Here is an 18,669-nt window from a genome sequence, read left to right on the forward strand (position 1 = left end):
CGCCTCCGAACGCTTCCGATCCGGCGTAGCGGGTATTCGTCAGAGCGTCCGGGAACGGGGTTCGGGGGTACTCCATGAAGGGCGCGGGGGTGTGCGCCGCCGTGGCCGCGCTGACGACGGCCGCGTTGATGACGGCGGCGTGCGGGGCCGGAGACGACGGGGCGGGGCCGGGCCCCGAGGTCGTCGTGACGCCCGACGACAGTCTCGTGCCGGTCAGAGGCGGGGAGGACATCCCCGCGGTCGCGCTCGCGGCGGTCGAGGAGTGCGATCGGCGGCTGCGCGCGGGCGAGTATGAGGAACTGGCCGCCTCCGCGGACCGGAGCGCCGGGCAGGGTCCGCAGGCCGCGGCCGTACTCCGGGTGTGCGGGGGGACCGCCAAGGTCAACGCCGGGCAGGTCGAGGAGGGGCTGGCGGACCTGAACGAGGCCGAGGCGATGAGCGCGGACCTGCCCGAGGCGGTCCGCGGGCAGATGCTGGCGCTGCTGTACCGCGCCGAGGTCGTCGGATACGCCGTGACGGGGCAGGAGGCCGGGGTGAGCGAGGCCCTCGGCGACCTGGTCCGGCTCGAACCGGAGAGGGCCGAGCAGTACGTCGGGGAGTGCGAGTCGGCCAAGCGGTCCGGCTCGCAGGTGCGGTGCGAGTTGTCCGGGACGCCGGAACCGGCCGGGACACCGGACCCCTCGGACACCTCCGGGACGCCGGACCCGGAGGAGTCCCCGACCGGCTCCGCCGAGCCGGAGCCGAGCCCGGACGCGAGCGGGACCGGCCCCACCGGGCCGGGACCGGACCCGGCGAGCCCGGCGAGCCCGGATGGAGCCGAGACCGAGCCGGGCTCCGGCGAGAGCGGGAGCCGATGACCGCGCGGCGGGGGAGGAAGCCGCGTCCCCCGGCGGGTACGGCGGATGCCGGGGGTGCGGCGGGCGCCGTGGACGGCTCCGCGTCGGAGGACTCCGCGACGGACTTCGCGCGCCTCTGGCAGGTCCTGGCCAAGGTCGTGGCCCCGACGACGCTGGTCACCGCGCTCATGGTCTACTTCGGCTGGGCCCGGGCGAGCGTCACCTACCGCGTTTTCGGCCTCGACCAGAGCGTCCTGGGCCTGTCCCTGCAGGACTACCTGTTCCGCAGCATCGACGCGACCATCGAGCCGCTCGCCGGCCTGCTGCTGGCGGTCATGATCGCGATCCCGGTCCACCTGCTGCTCACCGGGCTGTTCTCGCGCTTGCGGGCGGCGGCGCGGTGGGCGGTCGCGGCGGTGGCCGCGGCCGGGGCCGGGGCGTGCCTGGCCGGACTCGCGGGGATCACCGGGCTGGGGAGATACCGCTCGGAGTGGCCGATCGTCCCGATGAGCCTGGGGCTGGGGGTGATGCTGATCGGCTACGCCGTCCACCTGCACTCCCTGACCTCCGGCCGGAGACTCTGGCCCGGCGGCGAGTCCCCGCCGCTGCGGACGGCGCGGCGGGTGGCCTTCATGGGCCTTCTCATCCTGACGGCGCTGTGGTCCGCGGCCGTCTACGCGCAGAACCGCGGCGTCGACGTGGCCCGCGACCTGGTGGTGGACGCCAGGAGGCTGCCGGGCGTCGTGGTGTACGCGCCCGAGCGCCTGCCCATCGAGGGACCGGGCGTGCAGGAGAGCGCGCTGCCGGTGCCGCCGGGTGACAGGCCGCGGCACCGCTACCGCTACGACGGCCTGCGGCTGCTCATCCACGCCGGCCGGCAGTACTTCCTGCTGCCCGTCTGCTGGCGGGGCGACGGCCGGTCACGGGTGATCGGGCTGCCGGACGACAAGACGCTCCGGCTGGAGTTCTTCCGCGTGACGGGACCGCCCCGCCCCGCCCCGCCTGCCCAGTGCCGTCGCCGCCCGGGGAGCCGGGGTAGCCGACGGAGAACCGTTCGTCGCGCCAGAAGGACCTTTCACCGCACGCCGGTCCCAACTGACCGCCGGTCGGCGGCGGCTGGGCGAAGAGTGCGCCCCAAGGTCTCCTCGGGGGGTACCGTGCGCTCCTACGTTGTTCGTGATCCAGATCACATGCGCAGGAGGTCTCCTCGTGGCCACCCAACAACATGACTCATCTGTCTATGAACAGGTGCAGGCCAGTGAACGTTTCCAGGAGCTGAAGCGCCACTTCCGCTCGTGGACGTTCCCGATGACCGCGGCCTTCCTCTCGTGGTACCTGCTCTACGTGGTGTTGTCCGGCTGGGCGCGTGACTTCATGGGCATCAAGGTGCTGGGCAACATCACTGTCGGCCTGATCCTCGGGTTGCTCCAGTTCGTCTCCACGTTCTGGATCGCCTGGGCCTACTCCCGGCACGCGGAGAAGAAGCTCGACCCGATCGCCGACGAGATCCGCAATGAGATCGAGGGAAGGCCCGAATGAGCTCCCAATCCCTTGCCACCGTCCTGTTCCTGCTCTTCGTCGTCGCGACGCTGGGCATCACGTTCTGGGCGAGCCGCCAGACCAAGACCGCGGCCGACTACTACGCCGGCGGCCGCTCCTTCAGCGGCGTGCAGAACGGCCTGGCGATCGGCGGCGACTACATGTCGGCGGCGAGCTTCCTGGGCATCGCCGGGATCATCGCGCTGTCGGGCTATGACGGGTTCCTGTACTCCATCGGCTTCCTGGTCGCGTGGCTGGTGGCGCTGCTGCTGGTCGCGGAGCTGATGCGAAACTCCGGCAAGTTCACCATGGCCGACGTGCTGGCCTTCCGGATGAGCCCGCGCCCGGTCCGCACCGCGGCCGGCGTCTCGACCATCGTCGTGTCGATCGTCTACCTCGTGGCGCAGATGCTCGGCGCGGGTGTGCTGGTCGGCCTGCTGCTGGGCGTGACCAACCCGGCGGGCAAGGCGTGGACGATCGTCGGCGTCGGCGTCCTGATGATCATCTATGTGGTCGTCGGCGGGATGAAGGGCACCACCTGGGTGCAGATCGTCAAAGCCGTGCTGCTCATGAGCGGCGCGACCCTGATCACGCTGCTGGTGCTGGGCAAGTACGGCTTCAACCTCTCCGGCCTGATGGGCGACGCCGCCGCGCAGAGCGGAAAGGGCGCCGCCTTCCTGGAGCCCGGCCTGAAGTACGGCACCGAGGCGCAGGGCCTGGCGGGCAAGCTCGACCTGATCAGCCTGGGCCTGGCCCTGGTGCTCGGCACGGCCGGCCTGCCGCACATCCTGATCCGCTTCTACACCGTGCCCACCGCCAAGGACGCCCGCAAGTCGGTCATCTGGGGCATCGGCATCATCGGCACCTTCTACCTGCTCACCCTCGTGCTGGGCTTCGGCGCGGCGGCGCTGGTCGGTGGGAAGACGATCGCGGCGCAGGACAAGGGAGGCAACACCGCGGCGCCGCTGCTCGCCCAGAAGATCGGTCAGGAGATCTTCGGCGACGTGGGCGGCACGATCCTGCTGGCCGTCATCGCGGCGGTCGCCTTCGCCACGATCCTGGCGGTCGTCGCCGGCCTGACGCTGGCCTCCAGCTCCTCCTTCGCCCACGACCTGTACGCGCACGTGTTCAAGCGCGGCAACGTCACCGACAAGGAGGAGGTCGTGGTCGCCCGGATCTCCGCGTTCGTCATCGGCGCGGTGGCCATCGGGCTCAGCATCCTCGCCCAGGGGCAGAACGTGGCCTTCCTGGTCGCGCTGGCCTTCGCGGTGGCGGCCTCGGGCAACCTGCCGGCGATCCTCTACAGCCTGTTCTGGAAGGACTTCAACACCGCGGGCGCGGTCTCGGCCATCTACGGCGGCCTGATCTCCGCGGTGGTGCTGGTGATCTTCTCGCCGGTCGTGTCGGGCAGCAGCACCGCGTTGTTCCCCGACGCGGACTTCGCCTGGTTCCCGCTGAGCAACCCGGGTCTGATCTCGATCCCGATCGGCTTCCTGGCCGGATGGCTCGGCACCAAGCTCAGCAAGGAGTACAACGCGGCCAAGTACGCCGAGATCGAGGTCCGCTCGCTCACCGGCGTCGGCGCAGAGAAGGCCGTCGAGCACTGAGTCCGGCCCGCTCCCGCCACGGCGGGGACGGGCCGGGGGCCACCCCCTCCGGCCGCTCGACGGCGAGGGCCCGGCCGCATCACGCGGCCGGGCCCTTCTGCGTGCCGGGGCTCTCCTCGCGGTGACGTGCCGTCAGCGGGAGGCGTCGGCCGGCGGCGCGGGCTCGTCCTCGTCCTCGTCCAGGCTGAGCATGAGAAGGGTGGCGAGCGTGAGGCGGGTCACCGCGGCCAGATAGCCGTAGTCGAGCGTGTGCGCGTCGTCGGAGGTCTCGTGATAGTGCGGGTTGCCCTCGCCCTCGTAGGCGCCGATGGTGACGTGACCGCGGGCCTCGAAGGGCATGTAGTCGCTGGCGAAGATCGGGCCGAGCCGTACGGGCAGGGTCGTGTGGTCGGCGGCCGCCCGCGCCATGATCTCGCCGAACGCCTGTGAGTCGGCGTCGTTCCCGGGGACGGCGTTGCCGAGATCGCGTTCCACCGTGATCGAGCCGTCCGGAGGACGGAACCCAATCATGTCCAGATTTATCAGGCGATGTACGTGCGTGCCGGCGAGCCCGAGCTGCGCGGCGTACGCGGCGGAGCCCCACAGCCCCTGCTCCTCGCCGGAGAAGGCGACGAACCGGACGGTGTGCCGCAGGGGCACCTCGCGCAGGATCCCGGCGATCTCCAGGACCGCCGCCACACCGCTGGCGTTGTCGTCGGCGCCGGGCGCCCTCGACACGCTGTCGGCCAGATCGGCCATCCGGCAGTCGTAGTGGGCGCACAGCAGCACCACGGGGCCGGCCCCGTCCGCGCCGGGCTTGGCGCAGACGACGTTGTCGGCCGTGTGCCCCGAGCGCGTCCACGGCACTTTGACCGCGTCGCCGTACCCGGCGGCCGTGAACCGGCCGACGAGCCACTCCGCGGCCGCCGCGAGGTTCGGCGAGAACGTGTGCCGGGTGTGGAAGGCCGTCAACGCCGTCACGTGCTCGCGCAGCCGGTCGGCGGAGACGAGCCGCACGAGCGCGGTGATGCGCTCGTGGGCCGCGGTGTCCGTCCGCTCGGCGGCGGGCGCCGGCACGAGCACGCTCGGCGAGGGCGGACGGCGCTTGTCGGGGACGGGATAGCCGCCGGGGGCGGGGGAGTCGTCCGGCCCGGTCATGATGCCGCCGCCGATCGCCTGGATGGTGGTACGGATGCCGTCATGTCTCCGCCTCGGTCGGTGGTGATGGCGGGCGGGTGGAGCGCGCGGCCGTCGCCGCCGCGGACCGGAGCGTCCCCGCTCGGGAACCGGCGGCCGCGGCTACACGCTGCGCCGTCCGACGTTGTTGTCGTAGCGGACGATCCGGTCGTGCGGGACCGGCGTGGTGAGGGTCGCGGGAACCGCCGGATCCTCGGCGCCGTGGGCCACGGCGAGCAGGAGCACGGGCCCGGCGCTCTGCGGTGTCCAGACGAACGGGCCGACCCGGGCGGTGCCGCCCGGCGGGACGGGGTCGGTGACGGTGAGGGTGCCGAGCGGCTGGAAGTGCGTCGGCCAGATCATCTCCGTGTCCGGGTCGCACCGGAAGGCCTCGACGGTGAAGGAGCCCGCCGCGGCCGTCTGGCTGCCGCGGTTGCGCAGGCGCACATACAGGTGGTTCGGCTGACCGCCGGCCGGGGGCTGGTGCCCGAGTTCGGGGTCGTCTCCGTCCTCCGGGGCGGTGGTGCGCACCCAGATGTCCGGCGAGCTCCGGTGCGACACCGGGCCGGGGATGAGGCCGGTGTCCTCCTCGCTGTCGGTGATGTAGACGTCCACGGCCCGTGGCGCCCACAGGCCGCGCGCCACGAAGACCGCGTCGAGCACTTTGCCGTGCAGGCCGCCGGTCAGCCGGTGGTCGGCGCTGATCATGCCCTGGGCGAGCTGGACGGCGTGGGCGGCGCCGGTGGAGGTGTTGTCGGGGACCAGGGTCAGCATCTCCACGAACGTCCTGATGACGGTGTCGGCGGCGCGCTGCCGCAGGTCCCGGTCGTCGGAGTCGCCGCCGAGCCCGAGATACGCCTGCCAGAGGGCCGTGCCGAGCATCGAGTTGCGCAGGTTGGCGCCGTACCGGAAGAAAGCGGCGTCGTCGAAGCGCTCGGCGCGGTCGAGGGTGCGCTCCGTGCTCCAGCGGTCGGTGGCGTTGTTGTCGAAGGGGAAGGTCTCGGTGCGCCGGTGCCGGGCCATGGCGGCGCTGTCCCGGAAGACCGCCGCGATGGCGTCGCAGAAGCTGTGCTCGTAGGACCCCGAGCCGCCGTGGTTGCTGTCGAGGAACTCGAACACGCCGTGCAGGTACTCGTGGAGGATCACCCCCGCGTCCGCGGCGTCCGGCGTGCCGCCCTCGCCGAAGCGGATCCGCGGCGGGTCTCCCGGCACCCACTGGCTGTTGTCCTGCCCGTTCAGCCCCTGCGGATCCACATCGACGCGCCGCATGTTCGCGTTGAGCGCCGGGTGGCCGAGCCCGCGCAGGTAGCGGGCGAAGGTGTCGAGCCAGTAGTACGCGTTGGCGCTGAGGAAGCGCCGGTCCGCGGGATGGGTCTGGTAGACGAAGTCGGGGGTGGCCTCACCCGGCTGGGGGAAGGCGGGCGTGTCCCAGTCGACGCAGCGGAACCACTCGCCCTTCAGCGTGAACGTGCCGTCGTCGGCCGGGTCGACCTCGGCCTGCACCGTGTGCCGGAAGGCGTCCAGGGTGCCCGCCGGGGAGGCCGAGCCCAGCGTGGCGTCATCGGACTCGGTCACCGGGTCGGGCATGAAGACCCGCAGGTTGGCGGTGACGTACTTGCCGAGCAGGGCCACCCACAGCACCTCGGCGGAGACGGCGTCCACGACCACGCTGAACTGCTCGTAGGGCCCGGTGGTCCGCACTTGGCAGTCGTAGACCAGGTGGACGCGGCCGTCGGCCCCGGCGCCCGTGCGGAGCAGTGAGAGCGGCGCGGTCGGATAGTCGTGCTCGGGCAGCGGCGGCCTTCGGTCGTCCCGCGTGTAGCCCAGGGTCTGCCCGGTCACCTCGGCCGCGGCCGCGTACTCCGCGAACGGGGCCACGGCCGCCGCGCCGATCTCGTCGGGCGCTCTCGCCTGTCCGGGGCCGGGCGCCGAGGCGAGCTGCTCGTCGGTGGAGTTGTCCACGTTCGTGACGCCGGCGAGCCGGATGTCGGCGACGGCCTGCACCCCCGCGCCGAAGACCGGCAGGCCGTTGTGGAACTGCTGGTACCTGATCCGCAGCGTGTTGACGCCCTCGGTGGCGCCGGTCTCGCGAAGGTCCAGGCCGGCGGTCTTCATCTCGCCCGCCCGCCCCGACATGAACTCCTCGATGGCGGCACGGGCCGAGGCGGCCCGCCGTCGCGTCCCGGCCGGATCGTCGTACCGGCGCAGGACGTCGTCGCGCACCGTGTCCCCGACGTCGGGTGCGACGCGCAGGGGATCCGCGGTGCCGTCACTCGGTTGCTGGTTGCTCGCCATGGCACGCGCTCCTCGGTGGGCCGGAGACCAATGCGACGGAGAAGAGGGGGAAAGAGAGCCTGCAGTGGCTTCTCACCCTAGGAACGGCGGCGCCGTCACCGCTTCCGTGGGGGACCTAGGGATTTCCCTAAGTGGGTGTTTGATCCCGTGATTTCCGTCTGATCCGTACTCAGGTGCCACTCCTACCTGGCGCGGCACCTAACCCGCCACCGCACAGCCCCGACAGACGGACTCTGCAGGATGAAACGCCCTGTTAGGGGCGGGTGATCGCTATCGATTGCCGGTCCGGGGTTTCGAGCCTGCGCTCACCCAGCAGGCTCTCCAGCCGGATGTGGGTGCTTTGCTCAGCAGACGTGCCCCGGAAAGGATCTCCCGGCTCTACGCAGCTGTAGTTGATGAACACCTCGACGGTGACCACGGCGGAGGTCTCGGTCACCTCAGTCCGGTCGACCTCGGTGCAGACCGGGCCGTCGGTGAAGCGTTCGCCCTCAAACGTCACAGTGACCGTCTGGTCGTCACCGGCGATGGAGGCCTTGGTGATGCGGGCCGACCATGGCTGGTGGCCGCAGGCGGTGATCAGCACCCCGAGAAGCGCCGCCACCATGGCCGGGCGAAGCGTACGGATCATGACCGGTCCTATCGGATAATGCCGGTACGGGTGCCCCGCTTGATGCTGCCGTGCTTCGAGCGCCCTGGCAGCCGCCTTCCGCGTGGAAGGTTGTCTTTGGGGTTGTGACGATGCCCGTGATGGCACCGATGAAGGGACCCACTAGGTCGTCATCGCCCTTAAGCGCGGCAAATACCAGGCGCAAGCCCTTCGGATAGTTTGCCGTACCCCTCTGTCCCTGCCGCGCATCGGCAGCTCGGCAGGGACAGAGGGGTGTTTCGGTTACGGGCGGCGGATGGTGATGGACTGCCCATCGGGCATCTCCACCACCCGATCCCCCAACGGGGCGGTCAGATGGATCTGCACGGTCTGCTCGACACCGGTGCCGGCGACGAGCTCGGTGGGGCTTCCTTCACAGACGTTTGCGAGGTGGATCCCGATCGTGACGCGTTGAGCCGTCTCGGTGACCTCAGTGTCATCGACGGCCGTGCACACCTTCCCGTCGATGCGATCCCCGGTGAAGGTGACGCTCACCGTCCGCTCATCAGGCGAGATCACCGCTTCGGTGATCACGGCCAGCCGCTCGCTGTGCACGCATCCCGCGGTCAGCAGACCGGTGAGTGTCGCCACCATGGCCAGTCGAAGCGCGCTGCTGCGGTGGCACTTCATCGGGCGATTCCGGTTTGCGTGGTCCGCTTGATGCTTCCGGGCATGGCGTTGACCGCATGACGGATGTCGGTGAACAGGTGACGGCAGGGCAGGAAGAAGTTCGCCTCTGTCTGATCCCTTCGGCCGCCGCTGGTGATACCGCGCGCCACGACCCGCCCGTCCTGCTGCCGGATGGTGTAGACCGGGGAGCCGGAGTCGCCTGGCTGGGTGCACGTGCCGGAAGACTTCTCGCCGATGACCAGGTAGCGGACGGTCTCGCTGTTGCCGTAGCGGACGCTCTTGCCCACCTCTTTCACCGTCCAGCCACAGGTTTCTCCACTCACCCTTCCCGAGACACAGTATCGATCACCGACCTTCGCATACTCGCTGTACACCCCGGAGACATAACGACGCTGCGTGGAGGTGGGGCTGCCGATCCAAACCGAGGCCGATCCTCCTCCCTTGCGCTGGGTCAGGTAGATCAGTGCCAGATCACCGCGGTACTTCGACTGCCCGGACAGCTTCACCGTTCCCTTGGGGCCATAGGTGTCGTAAGCAACCAGGCCCAAGCTTGCACCGGTGCTGTCGTGGCAGTGCCCGGCGGTCAGCATGGCCGCGGTCCTACCGTCCATCCACGCGAACCCGGTCGTGCACGGGCCGTAGGCGGCGCCTCCGGCGATGTAGTCGCCGATGTCGTTGTTGCGTGATTCGGTGGTGATCGGGACCTGGGCAGGGTCGATCAACCGAATGGCGACCTTGTCCAGCCCGTAACGAGCCGCCAGGGCCTGGCGCATCTCCACGCTGGCGCTGGTGGCCTCCACCACCACGCGGTTGCGCTGCGGCTGCACCCCGCTGATGTGGATGTCGCCGGCGCCGGGCAGTTGCGTGGCGTCGAGGTCGGCGATCTCATCGGCGATCGCCTGCAGCGATCCAGCGCTGTATTTGGCGTTGGCCACCGCGGAGGTGATGCTGTAGGAGACGGTCGTGGCCGCCGAGGTGTCCGGGATCTCTGCGGCATCGCCTTCCTCGGAGGCTTCCACCGCGCCGGGGACCGTCGGATCGTCGCTGCCCTCGCCGGTGACGGCCTGGCCGGTGAGGGTCTTGGCGGCCAGGGTCTGCCCGGTGGTGGTCACCGCCGGGGTGATGAGCTGGCCGGTCTCGGCATCGGCATACGGCTGGGCCAGGTCGACCGGATTGGCCTCGGCGGCCTCGGTGGCCTTGTCCAGGGCGGCCGACAGGGCATCCGACATCTGCGGCACGTCCTCGCCGTTGCCGCGGAAGACCTCCACCCCATCGGCGCCGGCCGGAGCCACGATGCCCTGGTCTTCGTACTTGACCACCAGGGTGGGCGGGTGGCCGCCGGCGAACTCGGCCGAGTGGAACATCCGCCAGTTGGTGACGTCACTCTCATTGGCCGCGCGCACCTGCAGGCCGTAGTTGGGAGCGCCGTTCGCCCAGTCGGCCACGATGCCCTCAATCGACCACCACAGCCACTCTTCCTTGCAGTTGGGTGCGCCGTAGGAGGCCCGGTTGGTGATGGCGTCCTCGGCGGTGGTGGTCGGCTGGGCCGACAAGGTGACCTTGGTCCAGGCCGAGGTGATGCGGCGGACCTGGATGCCGGAGCCGACGACCATGCCGCAGGCGTTGGACTTGTAGCTCCACAGCTTCAGATCGGCGTTGAGGATGGCTTTGCCGGTCAGCGCGGTGGTGTCGAACTTCAGGTAGGTGCGGGCGACCTTGGCTCCGTTGCCGAACTTGCCGGCGTGCAGCCAGGTGGAGGCGTTGCCGGGGCTGGGGTAGTCGGTGGAGACGAAGGTGTCGGTGCTCAGCGCCAGCGAGGTCCACGGATCGATGCGCACCGGGTAGTGCACGGCCGGGTCGGCCAGGAAGCCGGCATCCGGGCGCAATACCAGCACCTGCTGGCCGCGCTCTTTGACGATCTCGGTGGTGACCACCGCGCGCCGGCCGGCGTCGGGCGACTGCTCAGCCGCGGCGTCCCACATCTGCGGGTCGGGAGCTCACCGATGAGGGCCCCCGCCTCATCGGTGAGCTCCAGGCGGCCTTCGCCGCGCTTGGCGCCCTTGGCGGCCGTGCGGGCCAGCTTCATGCCGGTCAGCTCCAGCGGCATGCGGATCTCGAGCGGGCCGGTGGGCCGCTTGCGCAGCACCACATCGTGGGTGAAGCCGGTGGACAGGGCGGTGACCACCAGGTCACCGCCGGGGATGACGTCGGCGAAGGTCGCGGTGTCGCCGTCGATGCGCGGCGCGGGCAGGGTCTTGGCCCAGCGCACCCCGAAGGCCTTGCCGTTGCCGTGGCGCAGGCGCAGGAACGGCCCCGCGCCGCCGGCGGAGATCTCCACTGCGGCCTTGGCCACCTTGGGCCGCAGCACTCCGCCGTCGTGGATCAGGGTGGTGTCGATGTCGCGCCAGGTGCCGTTGTGCTTGAGGCGGACCGGGCCGGCGTGCAGCTCGGTCTTGAGCGTCTGATCAGGCATGGCCCAGGTGGTGGACTGCTCGGCCAGCAGCTCATCGATGCGCACCGGCCGGCCGCGTTCGCGGGCGGCCTTCTTGGCGGCCTGCTTGCCGATCGTTGATGAGGCGGTCGTGTCGGTTTCCGGGGCCGGCTGCGGGTCGGCCGCGGCCGATGCGGTCACGGTGGCCAGGCCCGTGGAGGTCATGGCGGTTATCGCCAATGCGGCGGCCATCGTGCGCAGCGGTCGCCGTGCGGCGGGAGATGGGATCACAGAGGGTCCTCACTGGGTGTGACAAAGCCCCATCACCTTATGTCCGCTTTATGCATGTTTCGTACAGAAAGTCCATATTCTCTAATTGGTGGACCAGGGCGAGGCAAGAGGCGCCACCGAAAGGGCCATTTCGCTACATAGAGCAATTTCTATTGAGCACACTGCTACCAAAAGCTGCTTCCTGTCTCAGACACGGTGCGTGACACCTCTCCTCCAGGCTCACCTGAGGCCTTTGCGGCTCAGATCGCGCCGATCTCGATCAGCCAGGCGGCATCGCCGACGAACACCCTTACAACGCCAGCCGGGTGCAGGCTGTCCAATAACACAGCGTCACCGCAGGAGGTGACGGCCCGACGATCGCCCCGACCCCGGTCGGCGCCCAGCCAGCTGCTGGTGATCGTCAGAGCTGCACCGGTCTGCCACCTTTGGGTCCAGTTACCGGCCGCGGCCGCCCCGGGCGCGGATCGAACGCCCTGCCCTTGTGCTCGATGGACCCTGTGCCAACGCAGGAGGCGACGGGCCGGCGCTCGCCAAGACAGCGCTGGCTGGCCAGCTCGGAGTACCGGGCGCGGAAGCCGCGCGCAGGGCATCGGCGTACTGGCGGCGTGACCACGCTCCAGATACAAGTCTTGGAAGAAATAGGTCAGGACGCCGGAGCAAGGCCGGCGGCCGCTTTTCAGTTCTGCTCCAGATGTCACCGCAGGCTCGGTGGCCATCTGATACGTCTCTATACCCCTGTTACAGAAGTTGCTTTAGGGTTGATATTTACGTAAGTGATCCACGGTAGGAAGCTTGCTCAGCAGCTCCCCCTCTTCCGTGAGGAGCGTTCTGACCTCATGCTCCTTACGGAGCGTAAGACCGCGAACGTGTGATCCTCCTCACATCTAAAGCGCCATTCGGTTGTGCAGCTTCTTCATGGGCCGTCCATACGAGCATGACCGATGCGTTATCGGGACGAAGCGCTATTCACAGATCGTGACGACTCCACTACAACATGGACAGTGGGTGCGAACTGGGCGTGTTCTGCTTGCGTAGCCCTCTTCTCAGGAGTAGACACATCTACGCACCTGGATCTCAGCAGGGGTCGTGCGCGCCGATGCGCCCGGCATGCTCTGCGACGACGATCTAGCGTGCGAAGACGGGCTCGCTGAAGCTCCGCTGCCGAACGAGATGGTGGGGACACGGCGAGCCCTTCGCGTATCCAGAAGTCCCAGGGGCGCTACTGGAGCGCTCCGACAACAGAAAAGTGGAGAACTGATGGAAGCTCACGAGCCCCCCAATGACGTGGGGCTTCCCGAGGTAACGGCGCAGCCCGTGCCTCGCGACCAGGATCAGTCCCCAAATGAGGTGGCTGACGGAGAGGAGGAAGGAAATACGTGGGCTGAGGCAGCCTGCCGATTCGCCGGAGTGGTCCAGGAGGCGCTGGGCAGCACCTCCCGAACCATCCGGCTTTGCGCCCTGATCGCGACTGCCATCGCGACCTGGCTGCTGCTGAGGTAAGCACTCAGCGAAGAGATAGAAACGCGGCCCCAGGCTAAGCCTGGGGCCGCTCGCACAACAGCCTCTTTAACAAGATCGGTACAATTAACTGCCAAATCGTCAAGAGTTATCCCGTCATCTTGTCTGTATGTAGGGCTATGTCGCATATGCCGAGCTAGCCGTGCGGCCATACTGAGGCAGCCGCTGCCGGCGTAGCGCGTTGGTATAGGGCGGAGCAGGCCCCGGGCGGACGGCCTCTTCCCGTCTTCGGAAGGTTGCCTATTAAGGCAGTCCAAGCTGACACGGCGTCTCGTCTTTACAGGCGCGGGCCTCGATGGCGGAAGGAATCCCCCAGACTCGGGCCGGGGGAGTAGCTCTGGCGCTCGCGCTGTCGCCGGCTGCGCTCCTGCTGCGCCTGGTGCGCCTGCTCGGCCGCGCGCAGGACCTCCAAGTGGCGGGCGGCGGCCGGATCGCGCCGGGCCCTCTCCTCGCCTCGGCGCTCGGCCGGGCTCAAGCCCTGGCGGTAGTGCTGTTCGGCCGTCAGCACCGACAAGGTCTGCCGGGCCTGGCTGAGCTGGGAGAAACCGACACCGGGGGGACGCAGGTTAGCGGCCCGGATGCGGGCTTCGGGGCTGCCGGGGTCCGGATCGCCGAACTCACGGCGGACCCGCGCGGCGGCCTCGGTGCGCACCGCCTCGTTGAAGCGGCGCTGGTTGGCCAGCTCGGCGTGCCGGGCACGGATCTGCGCCCATTGCTCGGGCGCGGGAGCCGTCTGCAGGGCAGCGGAGTAGTGGCGGTGTGCCGCCACCGCGACCTGCTGGACCCGGGCCAACTCGGTCTCGGCACGATCAAGCGCCTGTTCCATGCGGGTGCGGGTGCCACTGACCTTGAACTGCGAGAGCGGCCCGCCGTAGCGCTCGATCAGGGCGTCCTCACGCCGATCGACGATCTTACTCATGTGCGCGACCTTCGCCTCGGCGCTCTCGACCCGCACCTGGGCGGTCTCGGCTGCGGTGATGCGCTTCAGCTGCGCGGCCAGGTCCTCGCGTTCGGCCATCAGGTCGGCGCTCGCCTGCTCCTGGTGGGCCAGGCGCCGCTGGCCACGCAGCTGCGCGTCCGCCGTGACGGCGGCGACCTGTTCGGCGAGCGTGTCAACGGTCGCGGTAGCGGTGATGATCTGCTGCTGCAGCTGAGCATCCGACAGCAGCCCGTAAGGGCGCTCCAGGCAAGCAACACGCTCGAGGTAGTGCTGGTGGATGGCGCTCCTCGGCCCTCACGCTCCCAGCAACTGGCGGCCGCCCAGCGCGCCGCACGCCAGGCCGCCCGCGGCGATGCCGTCGCCGGCGCGGCCGCCGCCCGGGCCGCCTTGGCCACCGCCAGCCCTCGGGCCCGCGCCCAGATGCAGCCTCAGCGCATCAGCCCAGCAGATCGTCCTGCCACACCCCGGGGATGGTGCCCAGCCCGGATCTGAGAGCACCGGTGAGGCTGTAGACCAGCCAGCGGCCATCATCGGTCAGGCTGACCTCCAGCGGCTCGGTCAGCGGGGAACCGCCGGCGATGTGCATCAAGCCGCCGGCGCGGTAGACGCGCAAGGTGTTGACGGACTCGCCGATGGCCGGCCCGGCCTTGGTGCGCTGGTGGTAGGCCAGCACCCGGCCGTCCCTGCTCAAAGCGGTGGGGGTGGCCCACTCGCGGTAGGTCGACCCGCCCTGGCCGGAGGTGTCTTCGATGTGGGGCACCACGATGTCGGCGCGGATGATCGGCCCGCTGCCCAGGCGTTTGACGACGGTTCCGCTGATTAGAGGCGCGGAGGCGGGGGAGCTGTTCCACCAGGTGTAGTTGGCGGCGATAGTGCTGCCGTCGCCGGAGATGATCGGATGCTCCAGCCGGGGCACCACGCTGTCGGAGGTGATCTCCCTGCGGGCGCCGGCGGCGTCCAACAGCCAGATCCGCCACTGATAGCCGCTGGTGGCTCTGCCGAGGGTGCCATAGACCACCTTGGCCCCGTCATCGGACATGCTGGCGGTGTTTTCGGCGCAGTCCTGGTCATCGGCGCCGGTGGTGCAGGTGTGATCCAGCTGCTGGGCGGCGGCGCCGGCGGCATGGCGGAACATGTTGTGCTTGGCGGTGCCGGCCAGTTGCTTGCGATACAGCACGACCTCGCCGTTGCTGCTGACAGCCTGCGGAGACAGGCCGCTGCCGACATTCCAGCTGGTGCCCGCGGTGATGCGGTGGACGATCAGGGTCCCGCCGGAATCGAGGAAGGCCACCGCGGAGGCGTCTCGGCTGGCGGCAAAGACCTGCGCGGCCGGCACCGGAGCGCCGCTCAGGTCTTTGGAGACCACGATGCGCTCACCGGTGATCATGTCCTTGCGGAACAGGTAGAAATTGTAGTTGCCGGGACTGGCCACCGGCGCCACCGCGGTGTTGCTGCGGCCTTGGGCCAGGTAGATCACATAGCGGCCGTCACCGGAGACGACTCCGCGCGCCCATCCGCTGGTGTCGGGGCGCGGCCGAGGCGTCTCTGCACCGGTGACGATGTTTTTCGTGCCGCTCTGCGGGATGCCGGGGATCGGCGGAGCCGGGAAGGTCAGATCGACGGTGGTCAGCAGCAGGGTTTCTGAGGGGCCGCTGATGCCGTTGGCGTTGCGCGCATATATCGTGGCCCGATACGTCGCCCCCGGCGCCAGATCCTCTGCCAGCACGTGGGTGGCGGTACTGGGCGCGTAGATTGTCTTGGTGTCGTCGGGGATCGGCGGCGGGCCCACATACGGGCCATAGGGAATGGCCCGTTGCACCACGACGGCATAGTCCTTGATCGCGCTGGCACCCTGGTATTCGGGGCGGCGCCAGCTGACAGTCAGCGACCGATGTCCGGGCCGGCTCCAGTCATCGCTGCGCGGCGGGCTGGGCGTGCCGTAGGTGCCGATCTCCACCGCGGCCCGCGCCCGCAGTTCGGGATGGCCGCCGGTGGCCGGGCTGACCGCTTCGATCTCGGCCACGCCCGCGCTGGCCGGCGCGGTGTAGCGGCCGCCTTCGGTGATGGTGCCCGGCCCGCTCCGGACCGACCAGCGCACCGTGACATCATCGGGATAGCCCGACACGGCGGTGGTCAGCTGCAGGCTCTGGCTCGGTTCCACCTGGCCGACCTGCGGGTTGATTTTCAAGCCCTGGAAGGTGTCGCCGCAGGTGCGTGAGGTCCCGGCCAGCGGGATGAGGTCGCTGTTGCGCCAGGGCGAGTAGGTCTTGCCGATCACCCGGACGTCGATCGCGGCGCCCAGCCCGGCCAGGGCTTTGAGTTCGCACCAGGGATTTTGGGTGGTGCTCATCTTCAGCTGGAAGTGGGGGAACTTCACGGTCAAGGCCGGGCCGACGCGCCCTTCCAGCATGAACGCCACGTCGGTCTCGATTCCGGTGCTGATCTGGCCGTCCCCATACAGGCCCAGGCAGTTGACCACCGAGGGGCCGGTGCAGTTGTCCAGCCAGAACCCCTCACCGGTGTTCTTGACCACGTCGCATCCGGTGCTGGTTTTGGTGATGGTGCACCGGGTGCCGAACTCCTTGTCCCAGTGGGCGGCATAACTCAGGCCGACCGAGACCTCCCCGGAGACGGTGTAGCTGACGTAAAAGCGCGTGCACACCGTGGTCTTGCCGCGGGGGAGGGGGATTTTGACGCATGGGCCCTTCACCACCCCGAGGGTGAGTTTCTCGGTGAAACCGCGGCGGAAACCGTGGTCCAATCGCATCTCCGAGGAGAGCTTGACACTCTGCTCGGTCCCGACGTGATACGGGCTGATGCCGATGCGGAAGGTAGGATCGATGGTCACCCATCCGCTGATCTGGGTGGCGGTGCGGCCCTTGTCCCGCACAATCCAGGCCAGGTCGATGACCAGGATGCCGCCTTGGCGGATGAAGACGGTGGGCGCGCCGTTGGGTCCGGCGGCAGCGGCCTGCGGCTGAGCCAGGCGCACCCCCGGCTGGGCGGCGGTGAAGTGCACCTCATCGCTGTTATCGGGGCTGATGTCGGCGGCGAAGCTGACGTCGGTGAACATCTCATCCAGCGACGAGGCCACAGTGTGCACGACGAACCCGTCACCAGAAGCAGCGCTGCCGACCACCTTGCCCAAGAAGCCCTCTGGTGCCTGGGGGGCATCGCTGAGCAGGAGGATGTCGCCGTTTTTCAGCCCCGTCACCTGCGCCGGCGGGTTGGCGAAGACGAGCGTGCCGTCCTGGCGTACCTCACGCAGACTGGCCAGCGCCGCCGCTGACAGTTGCACCGGCTCCTGCTTGATCGTGGCCTTGGGGGTGACAGGTGAGGAGGCGATGCTGGCGGCTCCGGTGCCGGCGGCGCTGGCGGCCCGCACCGTGAAGGTGTAGGCGAGGGCCGGATCCAGGCCGGTGAAGGTGGCAGCAGTGGCAGCGGCGGTGGTGGTGATGCTGCGCCCGCCCGGGCTGGCGGTCACGGTGTAGCCGGTGATGGCGCTGGTGCCCCTATCGGCCGGTGCCTGCCAGGAGACCTCGGCCGTTCCCGTGCTCGGCACCCCCACCTGCAGCCGGGTGGGAGCGGCGGGCGGGCGGCTGGCAGCCGGGGTGATGTTCTCGATGGTGGAGGGCTTGCTGACACCGGCCGCATTACGGGCCACCACGGTGATGCTGTAGGCGGTGCCGTTGGCCAGGCCGGTCAACGCGGCAGTCGAAGCCTCGGCCGGGGCGCTCACGGTGATGTCGCCGGGCTGGGCGGTGAGCACATAGCCGGTGATCGGCGCCCCGCCATCGCCGACCGGCACCCACTGCACCTCGATGCGCCGATCCAACGCAAAGGCCTGCACATTGGCCGGGCGCAGCGGCACCCGGGCCGGTTGCGGCGCCACCGGATTCGACGGCCAGGAGGCCGCACCCTCACCGGCGCCGTTGACGGCTTTCACCGTGAAGGTGTAGGCAGTGCCGTTGCTCAGCCCGGTGACGATCGCCTCCGAGGCGCTGGCGCTCACCGTGACCGCGGCCGTTCCCGGACTAGCCTGCACCACATACCCGCTCAGTCCGCTCGTGCCAGTGGCCGGCGGTGACCAGCTGACCCGCACCGCACCATCGCGCGGATAGACGTCAGTGATGAACGGCGCGCCCGGAGCGGCGTCCTCTTCCAACGTGACCACCAAGGCGGGTGGGGTGGTGGTCTCGGCGGATTTGAATTTGCGGAAGGAGGTGGGGTCGCTTTCGTTGGCGCCTTGCAGCATGATGCCGTGGTTGGGCTGGCCGTCGGCCCAGGCCTGGGCGATGGCGGTGAGGTCGAAGGTCATGTGCGCGGCCGGGCAGGCGGTGCTGAAGCCGAAGGCATCCTTGGTCACCGATGCGCCCGCATCGGTGGTGGCCGGCTGGCTCTCCCACGTCACCGTCGCAGCAGTCCACGCCGCCGTGACCCGCCGGGCCTGCACGCCCACCCCGGCCGCCCCGCACTGGTTGGCGGCGTAGTTCCACATCTTCAGCTGCGCCGACACGACGCGCTTGCCGGTCAGCGCGGCCGCATCGAAAGCGATCAGCCCGCGCGAGCGGTTGGCGCCGCTCCAGGTGCCGGTCTCCACCGCGGTGCTGGCGGCGTAGTTGGTGGCCGGCTGCAGGGAGTAGATGAACGTATCAGCCACCGGCGCCAAACTCACCACCTGCTCCAACGTGACCACCAAGGCGGGTGGGGTGGTGGTCTCGGCGGATTTGAATTTGCGGAAGGAGGTGGGGTCGCTTTCGTTGGCGCCTTGCAGCATGATG

General features: G+C 69.4%; 12 protein-coding genes. 4 read left to right on the forward strand and 8 right to left on the reverse strand.

Features of this window, described 5'->3' with window-relative positions; genetic code table 11:
- The first annotated feature begins 74 nt into the window (after window positions 1–74).
- The 4 genes from Pta02_RS06675 to Pta02_RS06690 all read left to right on the forward strand — a co-directional run bounded on the left by Pta02_RS06675 (window position 75) and on the right by Pta02_RS06690 (window position 3,982).
- Window positions 75–857: a hypothetical protein gene (locus tag Pta02_RS06675; protein ID WP_203873796.1), complete on the forward strand. Its 783-nt coding sequence runs from the start codon at window positions 75–77 to the stop codon at window positions 855–857.
- Window positions 858–925: 68 nt separating this feature from the next.
- A complete protein-coding gene (locus Pta02_RS06680; protein ID WP_203873797.1) occupies window positions 926–2,065 on the forward strand; it encodes a hypothetical protein in 1,140 nt (379 codons plus the stop codon).
- 19 nt (window positions 2,066–2,084) lie between these two features.
- Window positions 2,085–2,375, forward strand: a complete 291-nt coding sequence (locus tag Pta02_RS06685) for a DUF485 domain-containing protein (RefSeq protein ID WP_307837450.1) — start codon at window positions 2,085–2,087, stop codon at window positions 2,373–2,375.
- Window positions 2,372–3,982 carry a monocarboxylic acid transporter gene (locus Pta02_RS06690; RefSeq protein ID WP_203873799.1) on the forward strand — a complete coding sequence of 537 codons (1,611 nt, stop codon included), beginning with the start codon at window positions 2,372–2,374 and terminating at the stop codon, window positions 3,980–3,982. The genes Pta02_RS06685 and Pta02_RS06690 overlap by 4 nt, the downstream gene beginning before the upstream one ends.
- Window positions 3,983–4,114: 132 nt before the next feature.
- Here Pta02_RS06690 and Pta02_RS06695 read toward each other — a convergent pair whose 3' ends face one another.
- The 8 genes from Pta02_RS06695 to Pta02_RS06725 form a co-directional block, all read right to left on the reverse strand.
- On the reverse strand, window positions 4,115–5,119 hold the full coding sequence (locus tag Pta02_RS06695; RefSeq protein ID WP_203873800.1) for a M28 family metallopeptidase: 1,005 nt from the start codon (window positions 5,117–5,119) through the stop codon (window positions 4,115–4,117).
- 141 nt (window positions 5,120–5,260) lie between these two features.
- Window positions 5,261–7,432, reverse strand: coding sequence for a hypothetical protein (locus tag Pta02_RS06700; protein ID WP_203873801.1), 2,172 nt, complete (start codon window positions 7,430–7,432; stop codon window positions 5,261–5,263).
- A 253-nt stretch (window positions 7,433–7,685) separates the two neighbouring features.
- Complete coding sequence (locus Pta02_RS06705) at window positions 7,686–8,060, reverse strand: hypothetical protein (protein ID WP_203873802.1); 375 nt, start codon at window positions 8,058–8,060, stop codon at window positions 7,686–7,688.
- Window positions 8,061–8,321: 261 nt separating this feature from the next.
- Window positions 8,322–8,708: a hypothetical protein gene (locus Pta02_RS06710; protein WP_203873803.1), complete on the reverse strand. Its 387-nt coding sequence runs from the start codon at window positions 8,706–8,708 to the stop codon at window positions 8,322–8,324.
- Window positions 8,705–10,603 (reverse strand): DNRLRE domain-containing protein, encoded by a 1,899-nt coding sequence (locus Pta02_RS06715; protein ID WP_275423562.1) that lies wholly within the window; start codon window positions 10,601–10,603, stop codon window positions 8,705–8,707. Before Pta02_RS06715 ends, Pta02_RS06710 begins: the two co-directional genes overlap by 4 nt.
- On the reverse strand, window positions 10,513–11,430 hold the full coding sequence (locus tag Pta02_RS41845; RefSeq protein ID WP_275423561.1) for a hypothetical protein: 918 nt from the start codon (window positions 11,428–11,430) through the stop codon (window positions 10,513–10,515). The genes Pta02_RS06715 and Pta02_RS41845 overlap by 91 nt, the downstream gene beginning before the upstream one ends.
- Before the next feature lie 1,795 nt (window positions 11,431–13,225).
- A complete protein-coding gene (locus Pta02_RS06720) occupies window positions 13,226–13,966 on the reverse strand; it encodes a hypothetical protein (RefSeq protein WP_203873805.1) in 741 nt (246 codons plus the stop codon).
- Window positions 13,967–14,324: 358 nt separating this feature from the next.
- Complete coding sequence (locus tag Pta02_RS06725) at window positions 14,325–18,566, reverse strand: fibronectin type III domain-containing protein (RefSeq protein WP_275423563.1); 4,242 nt, start codon at window positions 18,564–18,566, stop codon at window positions 14,325–14,327.
- Between the last annotated feature and the right edge of the window lie 103 nt (window positions 18,567–18,669).

The sequence above is a fragment of the Paraplanobispora takensis genome (genome assembly GCF_016863195.1).
Taxonomy (GTDB): Bacteria; Actinomycetota; Actinomycetes; order Streptosporangiales; family Streptosporangiaceae; genus Planobispora; species Planobispora takensis.